The sequence below is a fragment of the Mesorhizobium sp. M0029 genome (genome assembly GCF_040323735.1).
Taxonomy (GTDB): domain Bacteria; phylum Pseudomonadota; class Alphaproteobacteria; order Rhizobiales; family Rhizobiaceae; genus Mesorhizobium.
In genome coordinates this window covers 72,278-90,624 of record NZ_JAMYVF010000008.1, presented here as the reverse complement: position 1 = coordinate 90,624, position 18,347 = coordinate 72,278, and the positions used below count along the sequence as shown (strand labels likewise).

17 protein-coding genes are annotated in these 18,347 nt (G+C 63.9%); 3 read left to right on the top strand and 14 right to left on the bottom strand.

What is annotated here, in order from left to right:
* Positions 1-52: 52 nt before the first annotated feature.
* Both NKJ76_RS15545 and NKJ76_RS15540 read left to right on the top strand, forming a co-directional pair.
* Positions 53-790 carry a response regulator gene (locus tag NKJ76_RS15545; protein ID WP_352537815.1) on the top strand — a complete coding sequence of 246 codons (738 nt, stop codon included), beginning with the start codon at positions 53-55 and terminating at the stop codon, positions 788-790.
* 5 nt (positions 791-795) lie between these two features.
* Complete coding sequence (locus tag NKJ76_RS15540; RefSeq protein WP_352537814.1) at positions 796-2,133, top strand: ATP-binding protein; 1,338 nt, start codon at positions 796-798, stop codon at positions 2,131-2,133.
* Here the strand turns inward: NKJ76_RS15540 and recQ are convergent, their stop codons facing one another.
* The 9 genes from recQ to uxaC all read right to left on the bottom strand — a co-directional run bounded on the left by recQ (position 2,134) and on the right by uxaC (position 11,372).
* A complete protein-coding gene (recQ, locus tag NKJ76_RS15535; RefSeq protein WP_352537882.1) occupies positions 2,134-3,966 on the bottom strand; it encodes a DNA helicase RecQ in 1,833 nt (610 codons plus the stop codon).
* Between the two features lie 260 nt (positions 3,967-4,226).
* A complete protein-coding gene (locus tag NKJ76_RS15530) occupies positions 4,227-4,565 on the bottom strand; it encodes a cupin domain-containing protein (protein WP_352537813.1) in 339 nt (112 codons plus the stop codon).
* Positions 4,566-4,575: 10 nt separating this feature from the next.
* Positions 4,576-5,343, bottom strand: coding sequence for a 2-dehydro-3-deoxy-D-gluconate 5-dehydrogenase KduD (gene kduD, locus NKJ76_RS15525; protein ID WP_352537812.1), 768 nt, complete (start codon positions 5,341-5,343; stop codon positions 4,576-4,578).
* The gene (kduI, locus tag NKJ76_RS15520; RefSeq protein ID WP_352537811.1) at positions 5,340-6,197 is read right to left on the bottom strand and encodes a 5-dehydro-4-deoxy-D-glucuronate isomerase; all 858 of its coding nucleotides are present in this window, start codon (positions 6,195-6,197) and stop codon (positions 5,340-5,342) included. Before kduI ends, kduD begins: the two co-directional genes overlap by 4 nt.
* Positions 6,198-6,217: 20 nt before the next feature.
* Entirely contained in the window at positions 6,218-6,994 is a 777-nt protein-coding gene (locus NKJ76_RS15515) for a FadR/GntR family transcriptional regulator (RefSeq protein ID WP_352537810.1), read from the bottom strand.
* 38 nt (positions 6,995-7,032) lie between these two features.
* Positions 7,033-8,313, bottom strand: coding sequence for a TRAP transporter large permease (locus tag NKJ76_RS15510; protein ID WP_352537809.1), 1,281 nt, complete (start codon positions 8,311-8,313; stop codon positions 7,033-7,035).
* On the bottom strand, positions 8,314-8,877 hold the full coding sequence (locus tag NKJ76_RS15505) for a TRAP transporter small permease (protein ID WP_023668678.1): 564 nt from the start codon (positions 8,875-8,877) through the stop codon (positions 8,314-8,316).
* A 70-nt stretch (positions 8,878-8,947) separates the two neighbouring features.
* On the bottom strand, positions 8,948-9,925 hold the full coding sequence (locus NKJ76_RS15500) for a TRAP transporter substrate-binding protein (RefSeq protein ID WP_023668677.1): 978 nt from the start codon (positions 9,923-9,925) through the stop codon (positions 8,948-8,950).
* Positions 9,926-9,962: 37 nt separating this feature from the next.
* Positions 9,963-11,372: a glucuronate isomerase gene (gene uxaC / locus NKJ76_RS15495; RefSeq protein ID WP_352537808.1), complete on the bottom strand. Its 1,410-nt coding sequence runs from the start codon at positions 11,370-11,372 to the stop codon at positions 9,963-9,965.
* A 175-nt stretch (positions 11,373-11,547) separates the two neighbouring features.
* Here uxaC and NKJ76_RS15490 point away from each other — a divergent pair, with 175 nt between their 5' ends.
* The gene (locus NKJ76_RS15490; RefSeq protein ID WP_352537807.1) at positions 11,548-13,050 is read left to right on the top strand and encodes a mannitol dehydrogenase family protein; all 1,503 of its coding nucleotides are present in this window, start codon (positions 11,548-11,550) and stop codon (positions 13,048-13,050) included.
* A gap of 100 nt (positions 13,051-13,150) precedes the next feature.
* Here the strand turns inward: NKJ76_RS15490 and NKJ76_RS15485 are convergent, their stop codons facing one another.
* The 5 genes from NKJ76_RS15485 to NKJ76_RS15465 form a co-directional block, all read right to left on the bottom strand.
* Complete coding sequence (locus tag NKJ76_RS15485; protein WP_352497658.1) at positions 13,151-13,558, bottom strand: F0F1 ATP synthase subunit epsilon; 408 nt, start codon at positions 13,556-13,558, stop codon at positions 13,151-13,153.
* A 109-nt stretch (positions 13,559-13,667) separates the two neighbouring features.
* On the bottom strand, positions 13,668-15,239 hold the full coding sequence (atpD, locus tag NKJ76_RS15480) for a F0F1 ATP synthase subunit beta (protein ID WP_023668673.1): 1,572 nt from the start codon (positions 15,237-15,239) through the stop codon (positions 13,668-13,670).
* 70 nt (positions 15,240-15,309) lie between these two features.
* The gene (locus NKJ76_RS15475) at positions 15,310-16,194 is read right to left on the bottom strand and encodes a F0F1 ATP synthase subunit gamma (protein WP_023668672.1); all 885 of its coding nucleotides are present in this window, start codon (positions 16,192-16,194) and stop codon (positions 15,310-15,312) included.
* Between the two features lie 34 nt (positions 16,195-16,228).
* Positions 16,229-17,758: a F0F1 ATP synthase subunit alpha gene (gene atpA, locus NKJ76_RS15470; protein WP_352537806.1), complete on the bottom strand. Its 1,530-nt coding sequence runs from the start codon at positions 17,756-17,758 to the stop codon at positions 16,229-16,231.
* Positions 17,758-18,318, bottom strand: coding sequence for a F0F1 ATP synthase subunit delta (locus NKJ76_RS15465; RefSeq protein ID WP_023688887.1), 561 nt, complete (start codon positions 18,316-18,318; stop codon positions 17,758-17,760). The genes atpA and NKJ76_RS15465 overlap by 1 nt, the downstream gene beginning before the upstream one ends.
* Positions 18,319-18,347 lie beyond the last annotated feature (29 nt).

Sequence of the window (18,347 nt, the reverse complement as noted above, 5' to 3'; positions counted from 1 at the left end):
CCAGGGAAAATGTACAGGTGACATCAGGCGAAGAAGACAGGAAGCATCCACGATGGATCATGTCGATCACATCCTGATCGTCGATGACGATCGCGAAATCCGCGAGCTGGTCTCGGGCTACCTCAAGAAGAACGGCCTGCGCGCCACCGCCGTGCCGGACGGCCGGCAGATGCGCGCCTTCCTCGAGACGGATTCCGTCGACCTCATCATCCTCGATGTGATGATGCCCGGCGATGATGGCCTCGTTCTGTGCCGGCAATTGCGCGCCGGCAAGCACAAGGCAACGCCGATCCTGATGCTGACCGCCCGCAACGACGAAACAGACCGGATCATCGGCCTGGAGCTGGGCGCGGATGACTATCTGGTGAAACCTTTCGCCGCGCGCGAGCTTCTGGCCCGCATCAACGCCGTGCTGCGGCGAACCCGCATGCTGCCGCCAAATCTCCAGGTGACGGAGACCGGGCGTCTGCTGAAATTCGGTGCGTGGCGTCTCGACACGGTGGCACGTCACCTTCTCGACGAGGATGGCACCGCGATCGCGCTCAGCGGCGCCGAATACCGGCTGCTCTGCGTCTTCGTCGACCATCCGCAGCGTGTCCTGAACCGCGACCAGTTGCTCAACCTGACGCAGGGGCGCGAAGCGGAGATCTTCGACCGCTCCATCGACCTGCTGGTCAGCCGCCTGCGCCAGCGCCTGCGCGACGACGCGCGCGAACCGGCCTACATCAAGACGGTGCGCAGCGAAGGCTATGTGCTGTCCACGCCTGTCGAAATCAGCGAGCCGGGCTGAGCCCGATGGCAAGTTTCCGGCGCTTCCAGCCCTGGCCGCGCACATTGCGCTCGCGGCTGTTCCTGATCCTGCTCGCCGGCCTGATCGTGGCGCAGGGTCTTTCCTTTGTGCTCCTGATCGCAGAGCGCTTCGCCTCGGCCCAGACGATCATGACCGATACGCTGGACAGGGATGTGAAGGCTGCGATCGCCATCCTCGACCGCGTTCCCGCGGCGGAACGGGCGCAATGGCTGCCGCTGCTCGACCGCAACACCTATCGCTATGAGTTGGGGCCAGGGTCGCCCGGGGTGCCCGAGCTGACCGGCAGAGGCCGGTTGATAGGCGCGACCATCAGCGCTGCAGCCGGCCCGCATCTCCTAGTGAGGGTCGAGGCCATTCCCGCTGACGGAAACCGTCTTCAGGCGCATTTGACGCTGAGCGATGGCGCACCGCTGACCATCGACGTCCACCCCTCGCTGATGCCGCTGGCGCGATGGCTGCCCTATGTGCTGGTGGCGCAGCTGCTTTTGCTTGTGCTGTGCAGCTGGTTCGCCGTCCGGCTGGTCATCCGTCCGCTTGTCGATCTGGCCAACGCCGCCGACAAGCTCGATCCGGGCAAGCCAACGCCACGTCTCAGCGAATCCGGACCTCTGGAAGTCGCGCATGCCGCGACCGCCTTCAATTCGATGCGCGAGCGCATTGCCGAGCACCTCGAAGAGCGCATGCAGATCCTTGCCGCGATCTCCCATGATCTGCAGACGCCAATCACCCGCATGAAGCTGCGCGCCGAATTGTCGGACGAGACGCCGGGGAAAGAGAAGCTGATGCACGATCTGGCCGAGATCGAGAACCTCGTGCATGAGGGCGTGGCCTATGCCCGCAGCGCCCGTGGCAGCCTCGAAAAGCCGTCGCGGATCGACCTCGGCTCCTTCGTCGAAAGCCTGGTCTATGATTACCAGGACACCGGCAAGGCAGTCTCCGCCGGCGCGGAAATCGATGCCGCGGTGGTGACGCGCCCGCAAGCGCTGCGGCGCGTCCTCACTAACCTCGTCGACAATGCGCTGAAGTTCGCCGGCGAGGCGGAGGTCTCGGCGGCAAAAGGGCTTGGCGACCACGTCGTCATAAGTGTGCTCGATCGCGGCCCCGGCATTCCGCACGACCAACTCGAAGCGGTCCTGCAACCGTTCTTCCGCCTCGAGCAATCGCGAAACCGGGACAGCGGAGGAGCCGGATTAGGCCTGGCAATCGCCTATCAATTGTCGCTTGCTATCGAAGGCAGGCTGGAGCTGAAAAACCGACCCTGCGGCGGATTGATCGCCGAAATCCATTTGCCAGATCGGATGCAGGCGAGCCGCAACGCGTAGTCACCCGCCAGCTTGATGTTCGGCAATGGCGCTCAGAAAAGCCTTGCCGAACTCCTTGAGCTTGGCCGCACCTACGCCGTTGACCCCGGCGAAATCGTCGAGGTCTTGCGGACGACGCTCGGCCATGTCGATCAGTGTACGATCCGAAAACACCACATAGGCCGGCACCTGGCGTTCCTTGGCCAGACGCAGCCGCAGCGTCTTGAGCGCCGCGAGCAGCGACGCATCTACATTTTCGCTCTGGGGGCTCTGCCCGGCGCGAGCCGCGCGGCGCGCGGCGCGCGTGCGCATCTCGACCCGATACTGGAACGGCACCTCGCCCCGGCCGAGTGCGTGGCCCTTGTCCGCGATGGCCAACCCGCCATGGCCGGCCGGGTCCGGCATCAGGAAACCGTTCGCGACCAGCTGGCGAATCATAGATTGCCAAAAATCCTTCTTGTGCGCGGCGCCATTGCCGAAGGCTGCCAGCCTGTGATGCCCCCTTGCCGCGATCTTTTCAGTCTCGTGGCCGATGAGGATGTCGATGACATGGCCGGCGCCGAAGCGCTCGCCGCTCTGCGCCACCGCCGCCAGGATGAGGCGCGCCTCGGCGGTGCCGTCGGTGCGCGGCGCCTGTTCCAGGCAATTGTCGCAATTGCCGCAAGGGACCGCCTCTTCACCGAAATAACCGAGCAGCACCTGGCGGCGGCACTCGGCCGTCTCGCAATAGCCGATCAGCGTATCGAGCCGGCCATGCGAGCGGCGCTTGTGCTCGACAGCGGCGTCCTCGTCGTCGATGAACATGCGGCGCATGCGGATATCGCCGAGGCCGTAAAGCATATGCGCCTCAGCCGCCCGCCCGTCACGACCGGCACGGCCGATCTCCTGGTAATAGGCTTCCAGGCTGCCGGGCAGATCGGTGTGGAAGACATACGCGACATCAGGCTTGTCGATCCCCATGCCGAAGGCGATGGTCGCCACCATGACGACGCCCGACAGGGTCATGAAGGCGTTTTGATTCGCATCGCGCGCCTCCTTGCTCATCCCGGCGTGATAGGCGAGCGCGGCGACGCCGTTCTTTTCGAGGAAGGCCGCCATCTCTTCGGTCTTCTTGCGCGACAGGCAATAGACGATGCCGCTACGCCCCTGATGGCGTTCGATGAAGTTGAGCAACTGCCGCTTGCTGTCCTGCTTGGGCTCGATGGCTAGTTTGATGTTGGGCCGGTCGAAGCCAAGCACCTGCGTTTCGACACGCCCGCCAAACAGCCGTGTCTCGATGTCTGCCCGCGTCGTCTCGTCCGCCGTCGCCGTCACCGCAATGATCGGCACGTCGGGAAATATGCCGCGCAGTTGCGAAAGGTCCTCGTATTCGCGCCGGAACGCCGGCCCCCACTGCGAAATGCAATGCGCCTCGTCGATGGCGATCAGGCTGACGTCGAGCTTAGCCAACGCATTTAGCATGCGCTCGGTCATCAGCCGTTCCGGAGCGAGATAGAGCAGACGCGTCTGCCCGGACGCAACGCGGCGCCATGCCGCGACATTGGCATCACGGTCGATCGAGGAGTTGATCGTATCGGCGGCGACGCCGGCAAGGCGCAGTGCGGCAATCTGGTCCTGCATCAGCGCCACCAGCGGTGAAACGACGATGGTCAGCCCGCCCTTGACCAGCGCCGGGACCTGATAGCACAGCGATTTGCCGGCACCCGTCGGCATGACGGCCAGCACATGGCGGCCACCAAGCAGCGCCTCCATCACCGCGGCCTGTCCGGGACGGAAAACGTCGAAGCCGAACACGTCCTTGAGGACGCGCCGTTTGGGATCGTGCGTCGGCACGCTTGTCGTCGATATCTGCATCACTGATGTTTCGATCGGCCGCCCGAAGCAGCGGCGTGGACAGAACGATTAGCGCAGCCCCTGCGTGACCACAACAAGCAGCAGCAACACCCCACCGGCGATCGACCTGGTCGGCATCGTTAAACCTATCTTCACCATGTTGCGGCAACGTCCAACCCTGCGGCGATGTTTCGAGTACCGCTGCGCCACGAGCGCACAGGCAACAACCCGCGCCTCCCAGGAGGCGCGGGTTTCCTGTTTCTGGAATTGCCGAAAAAGGTTCAGGCCAGGAAATCGGCGCGGTGCGGGGTAAAGCTGTCGACCAGGCGCCCGGCCTCCAGCGCCTTCACGCCGTGCACCAGATTGGACGGCACGATGAAGCTGCCACCGGTCTCGATTGTTTCGGTGCGGCCGTCGATGGTCACCTCGAAGCGACCTTCGGCGACATAGCTGGCCTGGACATGCGGGTGCGAATGCAGTGCGCCGACGCCGCCCTTGTCGAAGCCGAACTCGACCATCATCAGCTCATCGGTGGAGACGAGAACGCGGCGTCTGTTGCCGTCCGGCGTCGGCGTCCAGGCGCTCTCGTCTGGCTGGGCGAAAATCTTAGCTTCAATCATGACCATCTCCTCACCGGGCCAGCCAGCCGCCGTCCACGGGAACCACCGCGCCATGCATATAGTCGGACGCCGGCGCCAGCAGGAAGACAGCGGCATCGCCTATGTCTTCCGGCCCGCCCCAACGTCCCGCCGGAATGCGCGCCAGGATGGCAGCACTGCGGTCGGGATCGGCGCGCAACCCCTCGGTGTTGTTGGTTTCGATATAGCCGGGCGCAATGGCATTGACATTGATGCCTTTGGCCGCCCATTCGCAGGCAAGCAGCCGAGTCACGCCGAGCGCGCCATGTTTCGACGCAGTATAGGACGCGACGCGGATGCCGCCCTGGAAACTCAGCACCGAGGCTATGTTGACGATCTTGCCGCGCCGCCCGGGATCGGCCAGCACGTGTCTGGCAAAACCCTGGCTGAGAAAGAACAGTGTCTTCAGATTGACGTCGATGACGTCGTCCCAATCGGCCTCGGAGAAATCGACCGCATCGGCGCGGCGGATGATGCCGGCATTGTTGACCAGCCCGTCGATCGGGCCGGTCTTTTCCCAGACCTGATCGAGCATCGCCTTGGCGGCCGCATGGTCGGCAAGATCGCATCGCACCGCCTCGAACTGGCCACCGGCTTCCGCGACTTGTCTTTCCGTGTCGTCCATCACAGAGCGGCCGACGCCAATGACGGTGCCGCCGGCGCGCGCGAGCGAGACGGCGATGCCCTGGCCGATGCCAGTGTTCGCGCCGGTGACCAGGATACGCTTGCCGGCCAGGCTGAAGGAGGAAGGTCCGCTCAACGCAGTTCGCCCAGCGGCACCGGATCGACATCGGTATAGTCGACATTGTCGCCGGCCATCGCCCAGATGAAGGCGTAGTTCGAGGTGCCGACCCCGGAATGGATAGACCAGCCTGGCGACAGCACCGCCTCCTCGTTGGCCATCACCAGATGCCGCGTTTCGTCGGGCTCGCCCATGAAATGGAAGACGCGCGCCGTCTCCGGCAGGTCGAAATAGAGATAGGCCTCCATGCGCCGGTCATGCACATGGCAAGGGATGGTGTTCCACACCGAGCCCGGCGCCAGCTGCGTCATGCCGACGACCAGCTGGCAGGTCTTGACCCCATCGGCATGGATGAACTGGAAGATCGAGCGCTCGTTGCAGCTTTCCTTGCTGCCGAGATCGAGACGCTTGGCATCGCCGATGCGGATCAGCCGGTTGGGATAGGTGTGATGCGCCGGCGCGCTGAGCAGGTAGAATTTGGCAGGCTGGCCCGCATCGGCCGACGCGAACGAAACGTCGGTGATGCCCATGCCGAGATAGAGCATGTCGCGCGCCTGCAACGGGTGGGCCTCGCCATTCGCCGTCACTGAGCCGGCGCCGCCGATATTGACGATGATCAACTCACGGCGATCGAGAAAATTCTTGGTGCCCGTCGGCTTGATCGCTTCCAGCGGCAGCGGCGCTGCCGCCGGCACGGCGCCGCCGACGATCATGCGGTCATAATGGGCGTAGGTCAGGCTGACGCGTCCCAGCTGGAACAGGTCGTCAATATGGAAGTTGTGACGCAGCTCGTCGGTTCCCATGGACGCTGCGGCGACCGGGTCGATGGGGAAACGCGAGGTGAAATCGGTATGCGGGTGACTTTGAGACATTACTGCTCCGGCTGAAATGGTTATTCGGATGCCGCCGCCTTGACCGAGTCGGCGTAGAAGACCTGGCGGGCGTGCAGTCGCTCGCGGTAGCGCTGCTGGCTGGCCGTGAGATGGGCGCGCATCGCCTCGCGCGCGGCCTCCGCGTCGCCTGACGTGATCGCGTCGAGGATCACCAGATGCTCGCGCTGCAGTCCGCGCTGATAGCTGTCGGATTGCACCAGTTCGGTCGACCAGGGCGAGGTCACGTCGCAAGGAATGGCGCGGCGTCCAAGCACATCGAGCATCTCGACATAGAACGGATTGTTGGTGGCGCTGGCGATTGCCCGGTGGAAGGCGAGATCGGCCGGACCAGTCGGCTCGCTGTTGAGAAGCAGCCGTTCGAATTCGAAGAACGCTTCCTGGATCGCTGCTTCCTGCGCGGCGTTGCGGCGGATGGCGGCGAGCCCGGCCGATTCGATTTCGACGGCCAGGCGCACTTCGAGCACATTAAGCGCGATGGAATCCTTGCTGCCCATGTCGGCGGCGAGCGCGCCGAACATCGTTGAGATGTGCTCGGTGACGAACACGCCTGCGCCCTGGCGCGCCTCGACCAGCCCGTCGGCGGCGAGCTTGGCCAGCGCTTCGCGGATGACGGTGCGGCTGACGCCGAACGTCTCGGTCAGCTGGCCCTCGGTCGGCAATTTGTGGCCGGGCAGGATCTCGCCCGCCTGCAACTGCCTGCGGATCGTCGCAACGACGGTCTCCGACAGTTTGGGTTTTCTCTCGACCCTGAGATCAACAGCGCTATCCGATGCCATATCGCACCCCTGTTTGAAGACGCCTATTTGAAGACGCCCTATTTGAACACGCTCGGCAACCAGAGCGAAATCGCCGGAATATAGGTCACCAGCCCCAGGACCACGATGCCCGCGCCATAGAACGGCCAGATCGAGCGCATCGCTTCCCAGACCGTAATCTTGCCGACGGCACAGGCGACGAACTGCACCGTGCCGACCGGCGGTGTGTTCAGGCCAATGCCGAGATTGAGGATGGTGATGACGCCGAAATGCACGGGATCGACGCCGTAATGGGTGACCAGCGGCAGGAAGATCGGCGTGCAGATGATGATCATCGGCCCCATGTCCATGAAGGTGCCGAGCAGCAGCATCAAGACGTTGAGCAGAAGCAGCACCACCAGCGGATCGGTGGAGATGGCGTTCATGCCTGCGATCAGCAGCACCGGCACTTTGAGATAGGCCATCAGCCAGCTGAACGAGGCCGCCGTGCCGATGATCAGCAGCACCATCGAGGTCGTGCGCACCGCGCCCTTTGTGGCATGGACGAAATCGCCCCAGGCCATCGACTGGTAGACGAAGACGGTGACCAGCAAAGCGTAGATGATGGCGATGCAGGAGCTTTCCGTCGCCGTGAAAATGCCCGAGCGAACGCCGCCGAAGATGATACCGATAAGCAGAAGTCCGGGGATGGCGATGACCGCCAGCTCGCCGACACGCGAGAAGCCGGGAAAGGCCTCGACCGGGTAGCCTCGGCTGCGGGCGACGAAATAGGCAGTGACCATCAGCGAAGCGGCGAACAGCAGGCCAGGCAGGATACCGGCGGTGAACAGGTCGGCGATCGAAATCTTGCCGCCGCCGGCGATCGAATAGATGATCATGTTCTGCGACGGCGGCAGAAGCAGCGCGATCAGCGCCGCCATTGAGGTCACGTTAACGGCGTAGTCGGCGCCGTAGCCGCGCGCTTTCATCTGCGGGATCATCAGCCCGCCGACGGCAGCGGCTTCCGCCACCGCCGAGCCGGAAATGCCGCCGAACAACGTCGCGGCGATGATGTTGACCTGACCGAGCCCACCGCGGACATGACCGACCAGCGAGCCGGCAAAGGAAACGATGCGTTGCGCGATGCCGCCGCGCACCATCAGGTCGCCGGCAAAGATGAAGAACGGGATCGCCATCAGCGAGAACGCCGACATGCCCGACTTCAATTGCTGGAACACCACCAGGGGCGGCAGGCCGAGATAAAGCACGGTGGCGAAGGACGCCGCACCCAGGCAAAAGGCGATGGGCGTGCCGGCAAACATCAAAAGCGTGAAGACGCCAAACAGGATCCAGAGTTCCATCTAGGCCTCCTGCACGGCCGGCATTTCCGGCACTTCCTCGAGATTGATATCCTTGTCGATGTCGGCGCCGGACCAGCGCAGCGCGATGCGTTCGGCCGAGAACAGGCAGATCAGAAAGCCGCCGGCAACCAGCGGCAGATAGTCGAAACCGCCGGGAAGTTCGAGCGCCGGGATGACAGTGTGCCAGGTCAGCCCGACCAGCTTGCAGCCGTACCAGACCATGCCGAAGCCGAAGCCAAACGCGATCAGGTCGGACAGGGTGCGCAGCGCCCATTTGCTGCCCTTGGGCAGGATATAGAGCAGCACGTCGAAGCCCATATGGTAATTCTCGCGCACGCCGACGGCAGCGCCCAGGAAGATGAACCAGTTCATCAGCATGATGGCGGTGACTTCGGTCCAGCTCGGTGACGCGTTGAGCACGAAGCGGGAAAACACCTGGTAGGCAACAAGCGCGGTCATGGCGACCATCCCGATGCCCGCGAGATAGAGCGCACCGTCGCAAATCTTCGAAAGCACCGCGCTGAAGCGCGGTGGCGCTCCGCTCCTGGCCGTTCCCGCAGTCATCCGATCCTCCCGGTCTTTCCGTCCCCTAAAAGCGATTGGCGGGGCGGCGCCATGCCGCCCCGCCAGAAAATCACTTGGTCGCCTGGATGCGCGTCGCGAGGTCCTTGAGCTCCGGCGTCTTCAGATACTTGTCGTAGACCGGCTTCATCGCATCGATCAGCGGCTGCTTGTCGATCTCGCTGACCTTGACGCCGGCCTTCTCGACGATCTCTCGCGACTTCTTCTCCTGCGCGTCCCACAATTCGCGCATCTTGACGACGCTATCCTTGGCCGCCTGCTTGACGATCGCCTGGTCTTCCGGCGTCAGTCTGTCCCAGCTCGATTTCGACATCACCAGCACTTCCGGCACGATCTGGTGCTGGTCGACGGTATAGTGCTTGGCGACTTCGTAGTGCTTGGCGGATTCGAAGCTGGGCCAGTTGTTCTCGGCGCCGTCGATGACACCGGTTTCGAGCGCCGAATAGACCTCGCCATACGCCATCGGCGTGGCATTTGCGCCAAGCGCGTTGACCATATCGACGAACACGTCGGACTGGATGACGCGGAACTTCATGCCTTTCAGATCGGCGATCGAGGTGATGTCCTTCTTGGTGTTGTAGAAGGAACGGGCGCCGGAATCGTAGAAGGCAAGGCCGACCAGATCATGCGTCTCGAAGGCCTTGAGGATCTCGTCGCCGATCGGCCCGTCCATGACATGGCGCATGTGCTCGACCGAACGGAACATGTAGGGCAGCGACGGCACCGCGGTTTCCGGCACGATGCCGTTGAACGGACCCATCGAGACGCGGTTCAGATCGATGACACCGGTCTGCGTCTGCTCGATCGTGTCCTTTTCCTCGCCGAGCTGCGCCGAATGATAGACCTCGACCGAATAGCGGCCGGCGGTGCGCTCCTTGATGAGCTCGCCGAGATATTTGACCGCCTCGACAGTCGGATACCCGTCCGGATGGGTGTCGGCCGAGCGCAGTACGGTCTGGGCGCCGGCAACGCCGATCATCAGCGAGCCGAAGGCGAATGTGGCTGCCACCAGTTTTGAAAAATGCAACATGACTGTCTTCCTCCCTTTTAAAATTCACGCGCCCGGCTCACAGCCGGTACGCCTTCTTGGCAAGCGTGTAGGCAAGCTCCCGCGCCAGCTCATGCGCCTCGTCCTCACGCAGCCGGTGCTCGGCGACGAGACGGGCGAGAAAGGCGCAGTCAACCCGGCGCGCCACATCGTGGCGGGCGGGTATGGATGGAAAGGCGCGGGTGTCGTCGTTGAAACCGACAGTGTTGTAGAAGCCGGCGGTCTCGGTGGTCATCTCGCGGAACCGGCGCATGCCTTCCGGGCTGTCATGGAACCACCAGGCAGGCCCGAGCTTCAGCGCCGGATAGACGCCGGCAAGCGGCGCCAGTTCGCGCGCGTAGCTGGTCTCGTCGAGCGTGAACAGAATGATGGAGAGGTCGCGCTCCAGCCCGACGCAGTCGAGCAAGGGTTTGAGCGCCGCGGCATAGTCGGTGCGGGTCGGAATATCGAAGCCTTTGTCGCGGCCGAATCTCTGAAAAATTCCGGGCGAATGGTTGCGCCATGAGCCGGGATGGATCTGCATTACCAGCCCGTCGTCGCGGCTCATCTTGGCCATCTCGGTCAGCATCTGGGCGCGAAACAGCTTGCGCTCGCGCTCGTCGTCCGAGCCGCGGCGGATGCGGTTGAACAGCTCTTCCGCCGCCGCATCGGAAAGATTGGCGGTCTCGGCCGTCGGATGGCCGTGGTCCGATGAGGTTGCGCCGAAGCTTTTGAAGAAAGCGCGGCGATTGCGATGCGCGTCGAGATAGCCGGCCCATGTGCCGGTGTCGCAGCCGGTGATCTCGCCCAGACGATCGAGATTGGCCGAAAATCCTTCGAAGTCGGGATCGACGACAGCATCCGGCCTGTAGGCAGTGATGACGCGGCCCTGCCAGCCGCTGTCGCGGATCGTCTTGTGCCATTGGAGATCGTCGAGTGCGCCCTCGGTCGTCGCGATGACCTCGATGTTGAAGCGCTCGAACAGCGCGCGTGGGCGATAATCGTCGCGCTGCAAAAGCGCCGCGATGGTGTCGTAATGGCGGCTAGCGGTGCTGGCGTTGAGCGGCTCTTCGATGCCGAACAGATGCTCGAGCACATGGTCGAGCCACAACCGCGTCGGCGTGCCGCGGAAGAGGTAATAGTGCTCGGCGAAGCGCCGCCAGATCGCCCTGGGATCGGTCTCGACCGGCGAGCCGTCGAGGGTCGAGACGCCGAGATCTTCCAGCCGCACGCCCTGGCTGAACAGCATACGGAAAATGTAGTGGTCGGGCACCACCAGCAATTGCGCGGGATCGGGGAATGGCTCGTTGAGCGCATACCAACGCGGATCGGTGTGGCCGTGCGGGCTGATGATCGGCAGGTCCTTGATGCCGGCATGGAGATCGCGCGCGATCGACAGCGCGCGCCCTTCGGCGGCAAAAAGCAGATCCGGATCGGTCAGTCCCGCCACGTCGTTCCTCCCAGGGGCGATATCGGTAGGATTGGAAAGAAATAATGTCAACATACAAAAACTGGATTGTTGTATGATGACTTTTAACCGGCGTCAGGTCATTGTGCGGCGGAAGAGCGGATGTTACGCCGCTAGCAGATCCCGCCCCGCACACCATCCAGCGACAAGCCGCGCCATGACCAGCAGACGCCTTTCCAAAGCAACAGTGCAATCCTTGCCGGCCTCGGTCGCGGTCCCCCCCTATGATCGCGCCAGTGTCGCCCCAGGCATGGTCCATCTCGGCGTTGGAGCCTTCCACCGTGCCCATCAGGCCGCCTATGTCGATGACTGCCTAGCGGCCGGCGAGACCGGCTGGGGCATTGTCGGCGTCTCGCTGCGCAGCCCCGACACGCGCGATGCGCTGACGCCACAGGACGGGCTCTACACGCTGGCGGTGCGCGGCAGCGATGGCGAAGCGCTGCACATTATCGGCTCGATCCAGTCGATGCTGGTCGCGCCGGAAGACCCCGGCGCGGTGCTGGCCGCGCTGACCGACCCGCGCACCCGCATCGTCACCCTGACCATCACCGAAAAGGCCTATCTCAGGGCCGCCGACGGCAGCCTCGACGAAAACCATCCCGATATCGTCCACGATCTGGGCAATCCCGGATCTCCCAGGACAGCGCATGGATTCCTGGCGGAAGCGCTGGTGCGACGCCGGGCCGCCGGCACGCCGCCCTTCACCGTGCTGTGCTGCGACAACCTTCCGGCCAATGGCGCCACGCTGCACCGGCTGCTGGTCGGGTTTGCAAAACTGCGCGATGCCGGCGCTGCTGCTTCAGGCGACGCTGCCCTCGCCGGTCATATAGCCGATGACGTTGCATTCCCATCGAGCATGGTCGACCGCATCGTGCCGGCAACCACCGATGCCGACCGGGCGCGCATCGCGGTCGAACTCGGCCTCGAGGACGCCTGGCCGGTGATGACCGAACCGTTCCGGCAATGGGTGATCGAAAACAGGTTTCCAGCCGGCCGCCCGGCCTGGGAGAAATTCGGCGTCACCATGGTCGAGGATGTCCGGCCGTTCGAGGACATGAAGCTTCGGCTGCTCAACGGCGCCCATTCGGGCATCGCCTATATCGGCCTGCTCAGCGGCCACGTCACCGTCGACCGCGCCTTCGCGGATCCCGCGATCCGCGCGTTCGTCGACCGGCTCTGGGCCGAGGCCATCCCGACATTGCCTGGGGATGCCGGGCTCGACACGTCAGCCTATACGGCCGAACTTGCCGAACGTTTCTCCAACACAGCGCTTGCCCACCGCACGGCGCAGATCGCCAATGACGGCAGCCAGAAATTGCCGCAGCGCATTGTCGCTACCGCCATCGCGCGCATCCAGGCCGGCCTGGTCCCGGAGCATCTGACGCTGGTGATCGCCGCCTGGATCGCCGCCTGCGAGGCGCGCGGCAAGGACCTGCCGGAAGCCCACTTCACCGATCCGCTCGACGCGACGCTGGCCGCGCTCGGAGCGCAGCCGACGCTGGAACGGGTGGTGACGGTGTTTGACCTCGCCGGCTTCGCCAGCGGCAGCCCCGAGCGCCAGACGCTGATCGAACTGGTTGCCGCCCATCGCGAGCATATCCTGCAGGGCGGGGTGGCGCTCGCGCTCGCGGCACTGGGTGTACCGGGAAAGACCAGGTGACCTGACGTCGCCCGGATACAAAAAGCCGGGCTTAAGCCCGGCCTGTTTCATACCTTTGCCCGACCATGACCTCTCGGATCACGTCCAATCATTCTGCGGCTTACGCCGGCAGCAGCGCGCCTTCGAGCGTGGTAAGCTGGCTAAGGAACTGCTCCGCCTTGCTGCGGCTCTGGTCGTCCTTGGCGTCGGCGGCGTCTTCCTTGGCTTCCTGGATGCGGCGGGCGAGATCGGCGCGGTCGATATCGCCGACGGCGACCGCCGATTCGGCCAGCAGCGTGCAGCCGGCCGGGACGATGTCGGCAAAGCCGCCGAACACCACATAGCGCTCTTCCTTGCCAGCCGCTGTCTTCAGCGTGACGACGCCCGGCTTGATCGTGGTCATGACCGGCGCATGGTGCGCCATGACTGTCATTTCACCTTCGGCGCCTGGAATGACGACGGACTCGACCTGCTCGGAAACCAGGAGGCGCTCCGGCGAGACCAGTTCGAACTTGAAAGCTTCAGCCATGTCAATTTAGTGAGTAGGGAATAGTGAGTAGGGAGTAGGGAGAGGACAGCTGTCCTGATCACCCGGCCGCTATTCACTACTGACTACTGACTACTCCCTATTGCCTTGATTACGCTGCTTCAGCCGCCAGGCGCTGAGCCTTCTCGACCGCTTCGTCGATGCCGCCGACCATGTAGAAGGCGGCTTCCGGCAGGTGATCGTAGTCGCCGTTGCAGAGGCCCTTGAAGCCCTTGATTGTGTCGGCGAGGTCGACCAGCTTGCCCGGCGCACCCGTAAACACTTCGGCGACGAAGAACGGCTGCGACAGGAAGCGCTCGATCTTGCGGGCGCGGGCCACCGTCTGCTTGTCCTCTTCCGACAGCTCATCCATGCCAAGGATGGCGATAATGTCCTGCAGCGACTTGTAGCGCTGGAGGATCGACTGCACCTGGCGGGCGACGGCATAGTGCTCCTCGCCGACGACCAGCGGATCGAGCATGCGCGAGGTCGAGTCGAGCGGATCGACGGCGGGGTAGATGCCCTTTTCCGAGATCGCGCGGTTGAGCACGGTCGTCGCGTCCAGGTGGGCGAACGAGGTCGCAGGCGCCGGGTCGGTCAAATCGTCGGCCGGCACGTAGATCGCCTGCACCGAAGTGATCGAACCCTTGGTCGTTGTGGTGATGCGTTCCTGCAGCGCACCCATGTCGGTGGCCAGCGTTGGCTGGTAACCCACGGCCGAAGGAATACGGCCGAGCAGCGCCGACACTTCAGAACCGGCCTGCGTGAAGCGGAAGATGTTGTCGACGAAGAACAGCACGTCCTGGCCCTGGTCGCGGAAATATTCGGCGACCGTCAGGCCGGTCAGGCCGACGCGGGCACGCGCGCCCGGCGGCTCGTTCATCTGGCCATAGACCAGTGCCGCCTTGGAGCCTTCGCCGCCGCCCTTCTTGTTGACGCCGGACTCGATGAACTCGTGATAAAGATCGTTGCCCTCGCGGGTGCGCTCGCCGACGCCGGCGAAGACCGAGAAGCCGCCATGCGCCTTGGCGACGTTGTTGATCAGCTCCTGGATCAGAACCGTCTTGCCGACGCCGGCGCCGCCGAACAGGCCGATCTTGCCTCCGCGGGCGTAGGGCGCCAGAAGGTCGAGCACCTTGATGCCGGTGATCAGGATCTGCGCTTCCGTCGACTGTTCGACATAGGTAGGCGCCGGCTGGTGGATGGCGCGCATCTCGATGCCGTCGACCGGGCCTTCTTCGTCGACCGGCTCGCCGATGACGTTGATGATGCGGCCGAGCATGCCCGGGCCGACCGGAACGGTGATCGGCGCGCCGGTGTCATAGACGTCCTGGCCGCGAACCAGGCCTTCGGTGGAATCCATGGCGATGCAGCGCACGGTGTTTTCGCCCAGATGCTGGGCAACTTCGAGCACCAGGCGGTTGCCGACATTGGAGGTTTCGATGGCGTTCAAAATGGCCGGCAGATGATCGCCGAACTGCACGTCGACGACGGCGCCGATGACCTGGCGAACCTTGCCGATGGCGCCGGTCTTCTTGACGGCAACGCTCGTCGTCTTCGCTGCCGGGGCCGCGGCCTTGGCGGGCGCGGCCGCCTTCTTGGCCGGAGCGGCCTTCGCCGCTGCTGCCGGAGCCTTTGCGGCCGCTTTGGGGGCCGTCTTCGCGGGGGTCGCTGCTTTCGCCATCGTCTTTACCCTTCTCGTCCTTTGTTTCTCACGCTCCATCAGAAGGTCGATGACCTCCTGGCGGTCGCGCCTAGAGCGCTTCGGCGCCCGAAATGATTTCGATCAGTTCCTTGGTGATCTGCGCCTGCCGCTGGCGGTTATAGGTGATCGACAGTTTGTTGATCATGTCGCCGGCATTGCGCGTTGCATTGTCCATGGCGCTCATTTTGGCGCCCATCTCGCCGGCTGCGTTTTCGAGCAGCGCGCGGAAGACCTGGACCGAGATGTTGCGCGGAATGAGGTCGGTGAGGATCTCGCCCGGCTCCGGCTCGTATTCGTAGACGGCATTGCCACCGGCGGTCGCTTCGGCGGGAGCCGAAGCCACGCCGGCAGGAATGATCTGCTGCGCGGTCGGAATCTGGCTGATCACCGACTTGAACTGCGAATAAAACAGCGTGCAGATATCGAAGCCGCCTTCGCCGAACAGATGGATGATCTTACGGGCGATCGCATCGGCATTGACGAAGCCGAGCTTCTTGACATCGCGTAGGTCGACGCGGTCGATAATCAGCGAGGCATAGTCTCGGCGCAGAATGTCGAAACCCTTCTTGCCGACGCAGATGATCTTGACCTGCTTGCCGTCGGCCAGAAGCCGGCGGATATGGTCGCGGGCCAGACGTGCGATCTGCGAGTTGAAGCCGCCGCACAGGCCGCGCTCGGCCGTGCAGACGACGAGCAGATGCACATCGTCCTTGCCGGTGCCGGTCATCAGCGCCGGGGCATCGCCGCCGCCGCCGATCGCCTGCGTGATATTGGCCAGCACCGCACCCATCCGCTCGGAATAGGGACGCGCCGCCTCCGCTGCTTCCTGCGCGCGACGCAGCTTCGCCGCGGCGACCATCTGCATCGCCTTGGTGATCTTCTGCGTCGCCTTGACCGAGGCGATACGGTTACGAAGGTCTTTTAATGAAGGCATGCTTCAAACCTGATCCCGAGCGTCCGGCTTCTTCTCAAGCGAAGGTCTTGGCGAAGGCGTCGATCTCGGCCTTCAGCTTGGCGCGCAGATCGTCCGACAGCGCCTTTTCCTTGCGGATGCCGTCCAGCACGTCCTTGCCGGCCGAGCGCATATGGCTGAGCAGGCCGCGCTCGAACTTGCCGACCTGGTTCAGCGCCAGCTTGTCGAGATAGCCGTTGACGCCGGCGAAGATCACCGTGACCTGCTCCTCGACCTTGAGCGGCGAGAACTGCGGCTGCTTCAACAGTTCGGTCAGGCGCGAGCCGCGGTTGAGCAGGCGCTGCGTGGCGGCGTCGAGATCGGAGCCGAACTGCGCGAACGCAGCCATTTCGCGGTACTGCGCGAGCTCGCCCTTGATCGAGCCGGCGACCTGCTTCATCGCCTTGATTTGCGCCGACGAACCGACGCGCGACACCGACAGGCCGACGTTGACCGCCGGACGGATGCCCTGGAAGAACAGGTTGGTTTCGAGGAAGATCTGGCCGTCGGTGATCGAGATCACGTTGGTCGGGATGTAGGCCGACACGTCGTTGGCCTGCGTCTCGATGATCGGCAGCGCGGTCAGCGAACCGCCGCCCAGATCGTCGTTGAGCTTGGCGGCGCGCTCGAGCAGGCGCGAATGCAGGTAGAACACGTCGCCCGGATAGGCTTCGCGACCCGGCGGGCGGCGCAGCAAGAGCGACATCTGGCGATAGGCGACGGCCTGCTTCGACAGATCGTCATAGCTGATCAGCGCATGCATGCCGTTGTCGCGGAAATATTCGCCCATGGTGGCGCCGGTGAACGGCGCCAGGAACTGCATCGGCGCCGGATCGGAAGCTGTGGCGGCGACGATGATCGAATATTCAAGGGCGCCGCGCTCTTCGAGAACCTTCACGAACTGCGCGACCGTCGAGCGCTTCTGCCCGATGGCGACGTAGACGCAGTAGAGCTTTTCCTTTTCCGGCCCGTTGTCGTGCACGGCCTTCTGGTTGAGCATCGTGTCGAGGATGATCGCGGTCTTGCCGGTCTGGCGATCGCCGATGACCAGCTCGCGCTGGCCGCGGCCAACGGGGATCAGCGCATCGATGGCCTTGAGGCCGGTCGACATCGGCTCGTTGACCGACTTGCGCGGGATGATGCCTGGCGCCTTGACGTCGACGCGCTTGCGTTCGGTCGCCTTGATCGGGCCCTTGCCGTCGATCGGATTCCCGAGCGCGTCGACGACGCGGCCGAGCAGGCCCATGCCGACAGGCGTATCGACGATGGCGCCGGTGCGTTTGACGATGTCGCCTTCCTTGATGTCGCGGTCGGCGCCGAAGATGACGACGCCGACATTGTCGGCTTCGAGGTTGAGCGCCATGCCGCGGATGCCGCCGGGGAATTCGACCATTTCGCCGGCCTGGACATTGTCGAGGCCGTAGACGCGAGCGATACCGTCACCGACGGACAGCACCTGGCCGACTTCGGAGACCTCGGCCTCCTTGCCGAAATTCTTGATCTGGTCTTTGAGAATTGCGGAAATTTCCGCGGCGCGGATGTCCATCAGCCGACCTCTTTCAGTGCAAGCTTGAGCGAATTGAGTTTGGTTTTGAGCGACGTATCGATCTGGCGCGAGCCCATCTTGACCACCAGCCCGCCGAGCAGCGACGGATCGACGGTAACAGTGATGGCCACGTCCTTGCCGGCGACGCCTTTCAGCGCGGCCTTGAGTTCGGTCTGCTGGGCAGCCGTCAGTTCATGCGCCGAAGTGACCTCGGCTGATGTCTCACCGCGCTGTTCGGCGGCGATCTTGCGAAAAGCCTTGATCATGCCGGGCACCGCGAAGAGCCGGCGGTTGCGGGCGACGACGCGCAGGAAATTGCCGGTCAGGCCGGTGATGCCGGCCTTGTCGGCGATCGACGCGATTGCCTTGGCCTGGTCCTCGCTGGAGAACACCGGGCTGTTGATGAGGCGCGTCAGGTCGGCGCTGTCATCCAGCATCCTGGCGAAACTGTCGAGGTCGGCCTCGACCTTGGCCACCGAATTCGACTGCCGCGCAAGTTCGAACAGCGAACCCGCGTAGCGTTCTGCGACACCCGAGATTGGCGATGACGATTGAGCCACGGACCGTCTTTTCTCTTGTCTGAGGGGCC

Coding starts and splice junctions, on each gene's coding strand:
- NKJ76_RS15545 (WP_352537815.1), top strand. CDS start 53: ATGGATCATGTCGATCACATCCTGATCGTCGATGACGATCGCGAAATC.
- NKJ76_RS15540 (WP_352537814.1), top strand. CDS start 796: ATGGCAAGTTTCCGGCGCTTCCAGCCCTGGCCGCGCACATTGCGCTCG.
- recQ (WP_352537882.1), bottom strand. CDS start 3,966: ATGCAGATATCGACGACAAGCGTGCCGACGCACGATCCCAAACGGCGC.
- NKJ76_RS15530 (WP_352537813.1), bottom strand. CDS start 4,565: ATGATTGAAGCTAAGATTTTCGCCCAGCCAGACGAGAGCGCCTGGACG.
- kduI (WP_352537811.1), bottom strand. CDS start 6,197: ATGTCTCAAAGTCACCCGCATACCGATTTCACCTCGCGTTTCCCCATC.
- NKJ76_RS15515 (WP_352537810.1), bottom strand. CDS start 6,994: ATGGCATCGGATAGCGCTGTTGATCTCAGGGTCGAGAGAAAACCCAAA.
- NKJ76_RS15510 (WP_352537809.1), bottom strand. CDS start 8,313: ATGGAACTCTGGATCCTGTTTGGCGTCTTCACGCTTTTGATGTTTGCC.
- NKJ76_RS15505 (WP_023668678.1), bottom strand. CDS start 8,877: ATGACTGCGGGAACGGCCAGGAGCGGAGCGCCACCGCGCTTCAGCGCG.
- NKJ76_RS15500 (WP_023668677.1), bottom strand. CDS start 9,925: ATGTTGCATTTTTCAAAACTGGTGGCAGCCACATTCGCCTTCGGCTCG.
- NKJ76_RS15490 (WP_352537807.1), top strand. CDS start 11,548: ATGACCAGCAGACGCCTTTCCAAAGCAACAGTGCAATCCTTGCCGGCC.
- NKJ76_RS15485 (WP_352497658.1), bottom strand. CDS start 13,558: ATGGCTGAAGCTTTCAAGTTCGAACTGGTCTCGCCGGAGCGCCTCCTG.
- atpD (WP_023668673.1), bottom strand. CDS start 15,239: ATGGCGAAAGCAGCGACCCCCGCGAAGACGGCCCCCAAAGCGGCCGCA.
- NKJ76_RS15475 (WP_023668672.1), bottom strand. CDS start 16,194: ATGCCTTCATTAAAAGACCTTCGTAACCGTATCGCCTCGGTCAAGGCG.
- atpA (WP_352537806.1), bottom strand. CDS start 17,758: ATGGACATCCGCGCCGCGGAAATTTCCGCAATTCTCAAAGACCAGATC.